Below are 13,205 nucleotides of genomic sequence, written 5' to 3' on the forward strand. Positions count from 1 at the left end.
TCGATTGCCTGATGGCGCTTCGCTTATTAGGCCTACAACCGATGCCGATCCGTAGGCCGGGTCGCGAAGCGCCACCCGGCAAGACAAAATCAGTTTTGCAAAACAGATGACACCAGCAACTGGGTATACGGATGATGCGGGTCGTCGAGTACGCGGTCGGTTAACCCACTTTCCACCACCTGACCCTGCTTCATCACCAGCAAACGGTCGGCCAGCAGGCGCGCTACGCCCAGATCGTGGGTGACAATAACCACTGCCAGATCCAGTTCCACCACCAGGCCGCGCAGCAGGTCCAGCAGTTTGGCCTGTACGGAAACGTCCAGACCGCCGGTGGGCTCGTCCATAAACACCAGTTTGGGATGGGTGACGAGGTTGCGGGCGATCTGCAGTCGCTGCTGCATGCCGCCGGAAAAGGTGGTTGGCAGGTCGTCGATACGCGAGGCCGGGATCTCCACTTCCTCCAGCCAACGCTGCGCGGTGGCACGAATGTCGCCGTAGTGGCGCGCCCCGGTGGCCATCAGGCGTTCGCCGATATTGCCGCCAGCGGAGACCTGACGGCGCAGGCCATCCAGCGGATGCTGATGCACCACGCCCCATTCGGTGCGCAGCAGACGGCGACGGTCGGCCTCGTTCATGCCGTACAGCGAACGGTTCTGATACAAAATCTCACCGCTCTGCGGCGTTAGCCGTGAAGAGATCGATTTCAGCAGCGTGGTTTTGCCGGAACCGGACTCGCCGACGATACCCAGCACTTCGCCAGGCCACAGGTCAAAAGAGACATCGCTGAAGCCCTTGCCCGGCGCGTAGAGATGGGTCAGGTTGTTGACTGAAAGCAGCGGTTGCGTCATTTGCTGAGGGCCTCACTCTGTTGGCGGCAGTAGTCGGTGTCGGAGCAGACAAACATGCGTTTGCCGGTGTCATCGAGCACCACTTCATCGAGATAGCTGTGGGTTGAGCCACAGATGGCGCAAGGCTCATCCCAGCTCTGCACGGTAAACGGGTGATCGTCGAAATCGAGGCTTTCCACGCGGGTGTAAGGTGGAACGGCATAGATGCGTTTTTCGCGGCCTGCGCCGAACAGTTGCAGGGCCGGCATCATGTCCATCTTCGGATTGTCGAATTTTGGAATTGGCGACGGGTCCATGACGTAGCGGTCGTTGACCTTCACCGGATAGGCGTAAGTGGTGGCGATATGGCCGAAGCGGGCGATATCTTCATACAGTTTCACCTGCATGATGCCGTACTCTTCCAGCGCGTGCATGGTGCGGGTTTCCGTTTCGCGCGGCTCGATAAAGCGCAACGGCTCGGGGATCGGGACCTGGAAGATAATGATCTGGTCTTCCACCAGCGGCGTTTCCGGGATGCGGTGGCGGGTCTGGATCAGCGTCGCGTCTTCCGTGCGCTCGGTGGTGTTCACCCCAGTCACGCGTTTAAAGAAGTTGCGAATCGACACGGCGTTAGTGGTGTCATCCGCGCCTTGGTCAATTACCTTCAGCACGTCCGGCTCGCCAATCACGCTGGCGGTGAGCTGAATACCGCCGGTTCCCCAACCGTAGGGCATCGGCATTTCACGTCCGCCAAACGGCACCTGGTAACCGGGGATCGCCACCGCTTTCAGAATTGCGCGACGGATCATGCGTTTGGTCTGCTCATCAAGATACGCAAAGTTGTAGCCGGAGAGGTTAGTGGTCACGGGTGGCCTCCTGTTGCAGGCGTTTGAGCAGTTCCAGCTCGGCCTGGAAATCGACGTAATGGGGAAGTTTGAGGTGCGAAACAAAACCCGCCGCCTCGACGTTATCCGCATGCGCCAGCACGAACTCTTCGTCCTGCGCCGGTCCCGTGACCGATTCATCGTATTCGGCTGCCTGTAGGGCGCGGTCCACCAGCGCCATCGCCATCGCTTTACGTTCGCTCATGCCGAACACCAGCCCGTAGCCGCGGGTAAAATGAGGGGATTCGTTTTCTGGCGCGACAAAACCGTTGACCATTTCACATTCGGTCATCAGCAGTTCACCGACGTTCACCGCAAATCCCAGCTCTTCCGGTACGGTTTCCAGTGCCACATAGCCGCTGCGAATTTCGGCGGCAAACGGGTGATTGCGCCCGTAGCCGCGTTGGGTGGAGTAGGCCAGCGCCAGCAGATATCCCTCATCGCCGCGCATCAGCTGTTGCAGACGTGAGGCTCTTGAACAGGGGTAAACCGGTGGCGTGCGGGTGATGTCGTCGGGCGTGGCGCCATCATCCTCTTCACGCTTTGCCAGTCCCTGGTTGGCCAGCAGGGAAAAGACGTGCGGAGAGGTGTCCTGCGCGTCGTCTGCGCTGCGCAGGGGTGGCGTTTCGCCATTGGCCAGCAGGGTAAAATCCAGCAGGCGATGGGTGTAGTCATAAGTGGGACCTAACAACTGCCCGCCGGGAATATCCTTGTAGACCGCAGAGATTCGGCGCTCAAGGCGCATTTCTGCACTGTTAACCGGTTCGCTGACCGCCACCTTTGCCAGCGTAGTGCGGTAGGCGCGGAGCAAAAAGATGGCTTCGACGTTATCGCCGCTGGCCTGCTTCAGCGCCAGCGCGGCCAGTTCGCGGTCGGCGATGCCGCCTTCGGTCATCACCCGGTCGACGGCCAGGTTCATCTGTTGTTCGATTTGCGCCACGCTCAGTTCAGCAATGGTCTCTTCGCCCCGGCGTCGGTTTTCTTGCAGGGCGTGGGCGTTGGCTATCGCCTTTTCGCCCCCTTTGACGGCGACGTACATCAGCACACCTCCACATGGGTAGTTCGCGGAATAGCCAGCAGGCGTTCGCCGCAGGTGAGGATAAGGTCGACCCCCAGCGGGAACGGATGCGGGCGTTCGGTGAGTTCGTGAATCAGGCATTCCGGTAGCTGTGGCGCGATCATGCGCTCTTCAGCGATACCGGCGCCGGTCAGACGCAGCATGCGTCCACCGCTTAAGCCAGAGACCTGCACAATCAGCGTGGCGCTGGTTTCTGGCGCGACGGCGGAACCGGCGGAGAGGGCGTTAAGCTGTTCGCTGCTGATGCGTTCGTCGGCGACGGCAAAGGCCGCCAACTGCGGCTGATCCACCAGCGGCGCGTTGGTGTGAAAACGCAGATTCTGCCGGGCGATATCGTTATCCATCGACGGCGCAAGCCAGACCGGCGTGTCGCCATCGACCAGGGTCAGTAGCACGCTGGTGGTTGCCAGGCCCAGTGGCTGCCAGCCGTGTTTCAGTTGATGCAGGGCGACGATCACGCCCGGCTCACTCATGGCCTTCAGCAGGCGACGAAAGCTCTGCTGAGCATCCTGAACGGGTAAATTAAAAGCGGTTTGTAAGGTCATGCGTTATCTCCGCGTACCAGCGTGAAGAAGTCGACCCGGCTGGCGTTGACTTCGGCACGGCGCGCGCTAATCAGCGCATCGCGTTCCGCTTCCAGCGGGGCAATTAAGGTTTCCATTAGGCTCTGGAAATGCGTTTGTTCCTGCAGCAGCGCGTCAATGACCGCACACTGCTCGGCGTGTTGTTTGTTGCGTCCCAGCAGGTAGCTGTAGCCCAGCGTGCCGCTCTTCAGGCGTACCACTGCGCGGGTAAGCGTGGTATCACCGGCAAAGAAGCGGTTGCCGGTGCCGCCCATGCGAGCCTGGAGCTGCATCAGTCCGCTTTCCGGTGCGCGGATAAGTTCATAGTCTGGCGTCAGTTTGAGCGCGTGGATGCGGGCGTTCAGGGCATCGGCATTGCTGTAAGCCAGCGCGCGCATCCAGCGCTGGCGGGTAGCGGTATCGAAATGCATTCAGTGCTCCATAGTGAATTCGATCATGTCGGCGCGGGTCAGGCTGACGGAGTATTCCGCCGCGTGTTCTTCGCCTTCACGGTGGTTCAGGGTGCGCACGCACAGCAGCGGCGCCATATTGGGGATTTCCAGCACTTTGCTCTCTTTAGCCTGTGCGCGGCGGGCGCTGATGCGCGTTTGTGTGCGCAGGAGCGTCAGACCGGACTGTTCGCGCAGGTAGTCGTGCAGTGAGCCGTTGTTAAAGCCCTGCAGCAGCGGCCATAGACTGAGGTCGGAAAAATAGTGGTCGATCTGGCACAATGCGATACCGTTTACCCGACGCAGGGTGCGCAGATGAATCACGTTATCGCCCTCGTTAATGCTGAGCGCATCGGCAATGTGGCTGGAGGCCGGGCGCAGCACCGCCAGCAGTTTTTCGCTGGTGGGATGGCTGCCCTGGTCCAGCAGGTTCTGGCTAAAGCGCGCCTGGGCATTAAGCGGGTAATCGAATGGGCGCATCAGCACCAGTACACCAACGCCCTGGCGACGCTGGACCCAACCACGCTCAACCAACTGGTCAATAGCGCGGCGCAGGGTGTGGCGGTTTACCTCGTAGCGCGCGGCAAGCTGATGCTCGGCGGGCAGATAGTCACCGCAGCGATAATGATGACGAAGCTCCTGCTCAAGTCTCGCGGCAATTTCCTGATAACGCGTTGGATAACTGGTCGGATGTGTAGACAAGTGCATAGCAATCAATGCCTCGCTAATCAGATAAAGTGCTTACGCAAACGCTGGGAAAGGAAATCCAGCAGGCTGACGGTGACGATGATTAACACCATCAAGGCGCAGGTTTGCTGGAACTGAAAGCCGCGAATCGCCTCCCATAAAGTCACGCCAATACCGCCCGCACCCACCATTCCGACCACCGTGGCCGAGCGAACGTTGGATTCAAAGCGATACAGCGAGTAGGAGATAAGCAGCGGCATGACCTGTGGCAGAACGCCGTACAGAATCTCTTCAATTTTGTTGGCCCCGGTGGCGCGAATGCCTTCTACCGGACCCGGCTCAATGGCTTCTACCGCTTCCGAAAGCAGCTTGGAGAGCACCCCGGTGGTGTGGATAAACAGCGCCATTACCCCGGCGAACGGACCTAAACCCACGGCGACCACGAACAGCATGGCAAAGACCATTTCATTGATGGCGCGGCAGGCGTCCATCAGGCGACGCATCGGCTGGTAAATCCACCACGGTACGAGGTTATCGGCGCACATCAGGCCAAAGGGAATCGACAGCACAACGGCGAGGGCGGTACCCCAGACGGCAATTTGCAGGGTGACGGCCATTTCACCGAGATAGTCCTGCCACTGACTGAAGTCTGGCGGAAAGAAGTCGGCGGCGAAGGTCGCCATATTGCCGGAATCCTGGATCAGCGTGAGCGGAGCCATTTCGGCACCTTTCCACGAGACCACCAGCACGGCGAGAAGAATGGCCCAGCTCAGCAGTGAGAACCAGCTACGTTTGGGCGGGGCGACGGTGATGGTTTGCATGTTTAGCTCCGTGCGTAGGTTATCGCCGGATGGCAGCGTTTACGCCTTATCCGGCCTACAGAACATCGTCTGCCCGGTAAGCGAAACGCCACCGGGCATCAGGTTTACTGCACCGCTTTAGTCACGCTGGTCATGGCGCCCAGGGCGGCGGTCAAACGGTCAAGGTCGTCGAGCTGCGCTTTCAGCGCCGAGGTTTTGCTGCTTTTCTCTTCCTCGTTCAACCCTTTGTTGCCCTTCACGCCCTGCATCTCTTTAAACAGCGCCAGTTGGCGAATCGGTACCAGTTGCAGGTCGCTGGAGGCACGGAACGGTGCCCATCCCAGGCGTTCCAGTACGGTTTTCTGTTCCGGCGTTTTGCCGTAATTCATAAAGAAGTCGTACACCTTGTCCTTGGTGGTTTCGGAGAGGTTTTTGCGCCAGACGATCGGATCGCCCGGGATCAGCGGTGACTTCCAGATAACCTTCAGCTCTTTCAGTTTTTCAGGTGCGGAGGTTTTCAGCTTGTCGAGGTTTTCGGTGTTGTTGGTGGCGACATCGACCTGTTTGTTGGCGACGGCCAGCGCGTTGGTTTCGTGTCCGGCGTTAACGGTGCGTTTGAAGTCGCTGGCGGAGATGTTGTTTTTGGCGAAGACGTAGTAACCGGGGACGAGGAAGCCTGACGTTGAGTTGGGATCGCCGTTGCCGAATGTCAGATCCTTACGTTTGGCGATCAGATCGTTCAGGTTGTTGATCGGACTGTCTTTGTTAACGATCAACACGCTCCAGTATCCCGGGGAGCCGTCGGCAGCGACGGTTTGGGCAAACACTTGTCCGTTAGCGCGATCCACTGCTTCCATTGCTGAGAGGTTGCCGTACCAGGCGATATCAACTTTGTTAAAACGCATTCCCTGAATGATCCCGGCGTAGTCCGGGGCGAAGAAGGCGTTCACTTTCACGCCCAACGATTTTTCCATGTCCTTCAGGAACGGTTCCCACTGTGGCTTCAGGTTTTGCTGTGATTCGGTCGAAATAATGCCAAAGTTCAGCGCTTTTTCTTGCTCTTCGGCCTGCGCCGGGCTGAACAAGGTGCTGATGCTGAACATGCTGGTAAAGGCCAGCGCGGCAACGGTCTTATAGCTCATGTTGTTTCCTTAATTAGTCTTTGTTCCAGGCTATTTCACTTGCCAGCCTGGCTGCGCCAATAACGCCTGGTTTTTTAGAACTATGCAGCCTGCGCGTTCTGTTCGACGCGGTTCATGCTGCGGTAGAGATGGTCAAAACGATCGTTATCAAAATGCTGGCTGCTGCCATCAAAGAAGACGTTGCCCTGACGAAGCGCGACAATGCGTTCGCAGTAGCGCAGGGCGTAATCCACCTGATGCAGCGTGACGACCACGGTGATGCCGTCGGTCTGGTTAATGTCGCGTAGGGTGTCCATCACGATGCGTGCGGATTCCGGGTCCAGCGAGGCTATCGGCTCGTCGGCAAGGATCACTTTGGCTTGCTGCATCAGCGCGCGGGCAATCGCCACGCGCTGCTGTTGCCCGCCCGAAAGCGTGGAAACGCGCTGGTATGCAAAGTGCGCCATGCCAACGCGGGTCAGCGCCTGTAATGCACGCTGTTTCTGTTCCTGGCTAAACCAGCTAAAACAGGTGCGCCAAAACGGCGTGCTGCCGAGTGCGCCAATCAGGACGTTTTCCAGTACCGTCAGGCGGTTAACCAGATTGAACTGCTGGAAGATGTAGCCGGTGTGGGCGCGGCTTTTGCGGATATCGCGCGCCAGGCGGCCTTCATGTTGAACGGTGCGACCCAGCAGTTCGACGTGGCTACCAGGGGATTTATCACCGACGATCAAACCGCTTAAATGACGTAAAAGGGTGGATTTGCCGGAGCCAGATGGCCCAAGCAGAGCCACCATCTCACCGGAACAGATGTTCAGATCAACCGCATTGAGCGCCTGATGTTGATTGAAGGACTTGGAGAGTTTTTCGACGCGAATAATCGTTTGCATGATGCGACCTCCCTTAAAAAGTGGCCCCATCGTGGCGGATTAATGTGACGTTTTCGTTAAGGGATGGTTACTTGGTGATGAAGAGTTGAGCGATTTTTGATGACAGTACGGGAGGGCTGGCCTCCCGTTGGATTACTCTGTAGGTTGCTGCTGTTTGACGACGTTGATCATCCACGGCACGCCATACCGATCGCTCACTTTACCGAAACCATGAGCCCAGAAGGTTTCCTGCCAGTCCATTTCGATTTTTCCGTTTGCTGCCAGGTTATCAAACCAGCGTTTGCCTTCGTCGACGTTTTGCGTGTCGAGTACCAGCGTAAAGCCAGAGTAGTGGGCATTTCCGTCGGGGGCGCTATCGCTCATCATGATGTCGCTGCCCGCAACGCGCAGGTTGGCGTGGGCAATGGCGGTATCGGGGAATTTCATGCCTGAAGGGCAACCCTCTTCGCTGTTCTGCGCCGGTTTGGGCATTTCACCGAAGTTGATTTTGTAGAGTAGCTCAGCGCCTAATGTTTTTTGGTAGTAGGCGATAGCATCAGCGCAGTTGCCTGCGAAGGAGATATAGGGACTTAACGGCATAATCTTTACCTCAGGTAAAAGAAACCAGTTAAGTGTAGTTATCGTCTGCAAAAATAAGCCAGGCGGGAAGTATGAGCTTCCCGCCTGGCAGATGAGCTGGCATCGGCCTGATTGACGTAGCGCCATCAGGCAATTTGCATCAGTTCTTTTTCACAAACTCAGATTTCAGCTTCATTGGGCCAAAGCCATCGATTTTGCAATCGATGTTGTGGTCGCCTTCAACCAGACGGATGTTCTTCACTTTGGTCCCGATCTTCAACATGGAAGAGCTACCTTTTACCTTCAGGTCTTTCACTACGGTAACGCTGTCGCCGTCAGCCAGCAGGTTGCCGTTGGCATCTTTAACGATCAGTTCGTCGCTGTCCTGAGCCGGTTCAGCATCGTTCCATTCGTGAGCGCATTCCGGGCAGATGAACATGCCGTTATCTTCGTAAGTGTATTCGGAGTTGCATTGTGGGCAGTGTGGTAATGACATGTGGATTTCCTCAAAAGTCAGCAGGGGCAAATGCGCCCAAAAATGGCAGATTGCCGAAAAAGGCCGCAATTATACATAAAATCCCTGCTTTTGTCGGGACTACTGCGTGATTATGCAAAATGATCTGCTGTAAAGACCCTTTGCTTTTACCTCAATGAAAGTATGGCGGAATATTTTTTAAGGGAAATTGCTACGCTTAGATATTTAAGATAAGGTGAGGCGAAATATCTGATATTCATAGGTAACGTTGCTTACGGATGCCTAAGCCATTGTGATTGAATATCATTGACCCCCTTAATTTTAGTAGGGGGATTACGCGGGTATTTTTTAAAACTGAACTACGCTGTTTATCTTTCTTACTTATTACATAAGTGAGAGGCATCCGGCCAGCGGTTATACGCCAAATTTATTTTAATAATATCAGTTGGTTGTTTTGATTTTAATTATTTCTACACGTAATTATAAAAGCCAAAAAATCTATAAATAAAACGATTGGGCTAAATAAAAGTAATGCCATTTGCGTTAAGGAAGAATTTTCCATGCACACACAGACAATATATGAATTAAGTCAGGAAGCGGAACGCTTGCTGATGCTCTCGCTTGAACATCTCAGGCAATTGCAAAAATTGCCTATGACGTCGTTGGATGATGTCGCGCTAAAACAAGGAGAGCATAGCAGACAGGTGGTTCAGCCCCTGCATTTCAGCGCGCGTGGCATGGATGTCCAGCAGGCAACGCTCAATAATGAACTGCGTAAGATTACGCGTCTGGAAATGGTGCTGGCGATTGTCGGTACCATGAAAGCGGGAAAATCGACGACGATTAACGCGATTGTAGGGACCGAAGTTTTACCTAATCGTAATCGTCCCATGACGGCGCTACCAACGCTAATTCGCCATACGCCGGGGCAGAAAGAGCCGGTGTTGCATTTTTCACATGTCACGCCTATCGATGCCTTAATGAAGGTTTTACAGCAGCGCGTGCGCGAGTGCGATCGCCAGCGTCTTACGCAGACCCTGGAAATTGATAAGGATATGAATGTCCTGCTGCAGCATATTGAAAACGGCGTGGCATTTGAGCGGTATTATCTTGGCGCACAGCCTATTTTCCATTGCCTTAAAAGTCTGAATGACCTGGTGCGTTTGTCAAAAGCGCTGGAGGTGGATTTTCCTTTTGCCGCCTATGCCGCGATTGAGCATATTCCGGTTATCGAGGTCGAATTTGTCCATTTGGCCGGTCAGGCGAGCTATCCTGGGCAATTAACCCTGCTGGATACGCCGGGGCCGAATGAGGCCGGGCAACCTCATCTACAAAAGATGCTGAATGAACAGCTGGCGCGGGCTTCTGCGGTACTGGTGGTGATGGATTACACCCAACTGAAATCGATTTCCGATGAAGAAGTGCGCCACGCGATCATGGCGGTCGGCAAGTCAGTGCCGCTGTATGCGCTGGTGAACAAATTCGATCAGAAAGACCGCAACAGTGACGATGAAGAGCAGGTGCGGGCATTAATTTCCGGCACGCTGATGCAAGGTGGGATTGCCCCGGAGCGAATCTATCCGGTTTCTTCGATGTGGGGGTATCTGGCGAACAGGGCGCGTCATGAGCTGATGGCTCGCGGGCGGCTGCCGGATCACCAGGTGCAACGTTGGGTACAGGATTTTGCCGAAGCGGCGCTTGGCCGACGCTGGTGCACCAACGATCTTGAGGATACGGAGCACATTCGCCATGCAGCCGATCTGTTGTGGGAGGATTCGCTGTTTGAGCAGCCGATCCAGAAAGTGATTCATGCCGCTTACGCCAATGCTTCGCTGTATGCGCTACGCTCAGCGTCGCATAAGTTATTGAACTATGCGCAAAGCGCGCACGAATATCTGGAGTTTCGCGCCCATGGGTTAACGGTTGCCTATGAAAAACTGCGGCTGAACATCACGCATATTGAAGAGGATATGCAGCAGTTAGAAGTGAGTCAGGGGCGGGTGAGTGATGAAGTCAGTCATGAGGTCGAGCTGGCGCTGGAGGCTGCCGCGGCCTATCTCAATGAGCAACAGACTGAGATTCTGTGCGGCATCAACACGTTCTTTATCAAAGAAAATGTCCTGATGATGTCACAACATGGCCAGGGGGCTGGCGTTTCCTCGGCAGAAATGGCCGGAGAAATGCTGGTGTTGCACGATGAAGGTCAGGCGAAAATCGTGCTGGATAAAATGCGCTCGTCCTGTGAAGTTGTCTTGCTGGCAGCGCAGGAAAGCATCAGCCGGGATTTAGCTCTGCGCTTTGAACAGCTTGAGTCGACGCTGTCCCGGGCGCTAAATGACGCCATGCGCCCCATTGAGCAGCGGGTGAAAGAGGAGCTGAACCACGCTGGTTTTCGTGCGCGGATCCGTTTTCCGGCGTTTCATGCGGCGATGTTTAACTTCAACACCCGCCAGTTGTTTAACGAGGCCATTGAGCAGGATATTCCGGCGGAAAATGCGCCGTCAACTGGCGGTGTGGTGCGTGATACCTTCTCTCGCTGGTTGAATCAGCCCAACTGGGGATGGAATGAGTACGTCGAAACAAAAACGCGTTATCTCATTGATATGGGCGCACTGCATAAGAACCTTGTGCACTATGTCACCCAGTTTTGCCAACAAATTCGTAAAGCTTTAGCTGCGCAGGTCGATATTTCCGTTACGGCAGGCATGGCCACGTTTTTTGCTGATTTTTCACTGTGTTTGACGCAATTACAGGCGAGCCTGCGTGAGAGTCTGACCCTGCGCCAGCAAAATGAATCTGCGGTGAATGCCTTGAACGAACAACTGCAGCATCGCATTACGACTGCGGCATGGCTTTATGAAGATTCCCGCTTGCTGCGCGACGATATCAATACCCTTTTTGCAACCGAGCACACATGACTAACGTGTTACTGGAAGGCCCCGGGCGGACGCTGGAGTGTGTCTACCCGAAGTTTATGGTCGATCTGGTTCAGGGAGATGAAACCAAACGTTCCGGCGGTTTTCTGCAACAACAGCAGCGGCTGCGTGCGCGTCTGACGCAGGAGGTGCTATCCCAGACGCAACTGCGAGCATGGGTGTTGGCAGGCGTGTCCAGCGAGCATCTGGTGATGCGTCTAAAACTGGTGGAAAAACTGGCGGGCATGATCGATCCGGGCCATCTGGCGCTGGTACGGATCGCCGAAGGGTTGATGTTTTTACAACAAACCGAAGACCCGCGTGGACTCTCCACGCCCGGTCTTCTGCAGCAGATAAATTCACTCGCTGACTGGTTTACCCAGCGCGGCGCTTATAAAGAGAAGGCGGTGGCGCAACGCGGCCTGACGGTGCAAGCGGGCGAACATAGCGAGCAAATTTTTACCCGCTGGCGGGCTGGCGCGTATGACGGCTGGTCGTTACCTGGACGCTGTTTTGTGGCGTTAGAGGAGCTGCGTTGGGGAGCCTTTGGTGACGCCTGCCGGTTAGCAAATGCCGATGTGGTGTCAATGCTAAAAGACAACCTGCGAACGATGGCTGCTCAGGCGCTGGCAGACAGCGTGAATGCGGCCCCCGCCACGCGTCATTACTATCATCATTGGCTCAGCACGCCGGTTGTTGGCGGCTCGGGTGAGCACAACAATATGTTGAGCTGGCTCGGAGACTGGTGCGATGCGCAGCGTCATCCGGTGAGCTGGTCGGTGACGCAGCGTTGGCAAAATGTGGCGTTGGGCATGCCGAGATTGTGTTCGGCGAAGCGGCTGGTTGATGCGATGGTTGAGGAGATTTTTGCACCGTCCCCGCTCATCAATTGAGCAGGAACGGTGAGTGGGATAAAGGCAGGTTTAGTGGTGCAGGGAGTCTGCCGGGGTAGCCGCCGTCTCATTGACGACCGGGTTTTTATTAAAACGTTTGGCATACAGCGCGGTGATAATCGGCACCAGAATCGCGGTGACTATCACGCTGGCGGCAACCAGCGCCGTAGCGGATGCGGCAACCGGTTCAAATGCCGGGTTAATCTGGGCGATAATCACCGGGTTTGCCACTGCAGCGCCTGCTGCAGAAGAGGCTGCTACGCCTGCCGTACCGTTCCCGCCACCAATAACGCGGTCAGCAATAATCAGCGGAATACCGGTGATGACGATAACCGCGACGCCCAGCAGGATGCCCAGCAGACCCGTATCAACGATGACGCTCAGGTTAATCGTGTTGCCCAGCGCGAAGCCGAAGAACGGGATCAGCACCGGCGTGGCTTTGCTGAAGAAGGAACGCAGATCGTGATCCAGGTTACCCAACGCAAAACCAATCAGGAACGGTAATACCGCGCCGACAAAATGGTGTGGTTCGAAGGAAGCCAGACCCGCGGAGCCGAGGATCACCATGGTCATTAACGGACCGGATTCCAGAGACATCAACACAAATGCGCCAGACTCTTCTTTGGTTCCGTACTGGTTCATCAGGCTGGCGTACAAACCGCCGTTGGTCATGTCCATCGCTGAAACAATTGCCAGTACCGAAAGACCGGCAAAGAACCCAGTTTGAATACCGGTATCAGGAATAAATGAAGCAGCAATCATTGCCACTACCCATGCCACGGCTATTTTAGTTAATACCAGTGTGCCGGATTTGCGTAATACCGTGCCGGTTGCTCGTAAATCAATAGATGCACCGATACAAAAAAACCACACTGCCAGAATCGGCACCGTTCCGCTGATCATTCCTTTGGTAAACGAACCGAAATACGCGCCGGTATCCGGAGCTAACGTATTTAACACTGCGCCTAATAACAGAGGAATCAACATCATTCCGCCAGGGATGCGTTCAATCGTGGCTTTAATTTTCATAAGCGTCCTCATCTCTTGTCGCAGGTAATACACGCG

14 protein-coding genes are annotated in these 13,205 nt (G+C 55.5%); 2 read left to right on the top strand and 12 right to left on the bottom strand.

Going from position 1 to position 13,205, the window contains the following annotated elements; genetic code table 11:
- Nucleotides 1–89: 89 nt before the first annotated feature.
- From phnK to OGV65_RS07870, 11 genes are all read right to left on the bottom strand, one after another.
- The gene (phnK, locus tag OGV65_RS07820) at nucleotides 90–848 is read right to left on the bottom strand and encodes a phosphonate C-P lyase system protein PhnK (RefSeq protein ID WP_003844769.1); all 759 of its coding nucleotides are present in this window, start codon (nucleotides 846–848) and stop codon (nucleotides 90–92) included.
- Nucleotides 845–1,636, bottom strand: coding sequence for an alpha-D-ribose 1-methylphosphonate 5-phosphate C-P-lyase PhnJ (gene phnJ, locus OGV65_RS07825; RefSeq protein WP_049259807.1), 792 nt, complete (start codon nucleotides 1,634–1,636; stop codon nucleotides 845–847). Before phnJ ends, phnK begins: the two co-directional genes overlap by 4 nt.
- Before the next feature lie 46 nt (nucleotides 1,637–1,682).
- On the bottom strand, nucleotides 1,683–2,750 hold the full coding sequence (locus OGV65_RS07830) for a carbon-phosphorus lyase complex subunit (RefSeq protein ID WP_151223035.1): 1,068 nt from the start codon (nucleotides 2,748–2,750) through the stop codon (nucleotides 1,683–1,685).
- The gene (phnH, locus tag OGV65_RS07835; protein WP_003031824.1) at nucleotides 2,750–3,334 is read right to left on the bottom strand and encodes a phosphonate C-P lyase system protein PhnH; all 585 of its coding nucleotides are present in this window, start codon (nucleotides 3,332–3,334) and stop codon (nucleotides 2,750–2,752) included. The genes OGV65_RS07830 and phnH overlap by 1 nt, the downstream gene beginning before the upstream one ends.
- Nucleotides 3,331–3,783: a phosphonate C-P lyase system protein PhnG gene (gene phnG, locus OGV65_RS07840; protein ID WP_019077841.1), complete on the bottom strand. Its 453-nt coding sequence runs from the start codon at nucleotides 3,781–3,783 to the stop codon at nucleotides 3,331–3,333. Before phnG ends, phnH begins: the two co-directional genes overlap by 4 nt.
- On the bottom strand, nucleotides 3,784–4,509 hold the full coding sequence (gene phnF, locus OGV65_RS07845) for a phosphonate metabolism transcriptional regulator PhnF (RefSeq protein WP_047499588.1): 726 nt from the start codon (nucleotides 4,507–4,509) through the stop codon (nucleotides 3,784–3,786).
- Between the two features lie 20 nt (nucleotides 4,510–4,529).
- On the bottom strand, nucleotides 4,530–5,309 hold the full coding sequence (phnE, locus tag OGV65_RS07850; protein ID WP_016155398.1) for a phosphonate ABC transporter, permease protein PhnE: 780 nt from the start codon (nucleotides 5,307–5,309) through the stop codon (nucleotides 4,530–4,532).
- 104 nt (nucleotides 5,310–5,413) lie between these two features.
- A complete protein-coding gene (gene phnD, locus OGV65_RS07855) occupies nucleotides 5,414–6,430 on the bottom strand; it encodes a phosphonate ABC transporter substrate-binding protein (protein WP_016155478.1) in 1,017 nt (338 codons plus the stop codon).
- Nucleotides 6,431–6,510: 80 nt separating this feature from the next.
- The gene (phnC, locus tag OGV65_RS07860) at nucleotides 6,511–7,299 is read right to left on the bottom strand and encodes a phosphonate ABC transporter ATP-binding protein (RefSeq protein WP_016155400.1); all 789 of its coding nucleotides are present in this window, start codon (nucleotides 7,297–7,299) and stop codon (nucleotides 6,511–6,513) included.
- Nucleotides 7,300–7,431: 132 nt separating this feature from the next.
- Nucleotides 7,432–7,878 carry a VOC family metalloprotein YjdN gene (gene yjdN, locus OGV65_RS07865; RefSeq protein WP_016155401.1) on the bottom strand — a complete coding sequence of 149 codons (447 nt, stop codon included), beginning with the start codon at nucleotides 7,876–7,878 and terminating at the stop codon, nucleotides 7,432–7,434.
- A 139-nt stretch (nucleotides 7,879–8,017) separates the two neighbouring features.
- Nucleotides 8,018–8,353 carry a zinc ribbon domain-containing protein YjdM gene (locus OGV65_RS07870; RefSeq protein ID WP_003031835.1) on the bottom strand — a complete coding sequence of 112 codons (336 nt, stop codon included), beginning with the start codon at nucleotides 8,351–8,353 and terminating at the stop codon, nucleotides 8,018–8,020.
- Nucleotides 8,354–8,892: 539 nt separating this feature from the next.
- Here OGV65_RS07870 and crfC point away from each other — a divergent pair.
- Together crfC and OGV65_RS07880 are read left to right on the top strand one after the other, a co-directional pair.
- Complete coding sequence (gene crfC, locus OGV65_RS07875; protein ID WP_109017806.1) at nucleotides 8,893–11,250, top strand: clamp-binding protein CrfC; 2,358 nt, start codon at nucleotides 8,893–8,895, stop codon at nucleotides 11,248–11,250.
- Nucleotides 11,247–12,140: a diguanylate cyclase regulator RdcB family protein gene (locus tag OGV65_RS07880; RefSeq protein ID WP_286454812.1), complete on the top strand. Its 894-nt coding sequence runs from the start codon at nucleotides 11,247–11,249 to the stop codon at nucleotides 12,138–12,140. Before crfC ends, OGV65_RS07880 begins: the two co-directional genes overlap by 4 nt.
- Nucleotides 12,141–12,170: 30 nt before the next feature.
- On the opposite strand, the gene kdgT is transcribed toward OGV65_RS07880, so the two are convergent.
- Nucleotides 12,171–13,169 (bottom strand): 2-keto-3-deoxygluconate transporter, encoded by a 999-nt coding sequence (gene kdgT / locus OGV65_RS07885; RefSeq protein WP_016155482.1) that lies wholly within the window; start codon nucleotides 13,167–13,169, stop codon nucleotides 12,171–12,173.
- Nucleotides 13,170–13,205 lie beyond the last annotated feature (36 nt).

The sequence above is a fragment of the Citrobacter sp. Cb004 genome, from assembly GCF_030337065.1.
Taxonomy (GTDB): Bacteria; Pseudomonadota; Gammaproteobacteria; order Enterobacterales; family Enterobacteriaceae; genus Citrobacter; species Citrobacter braakii.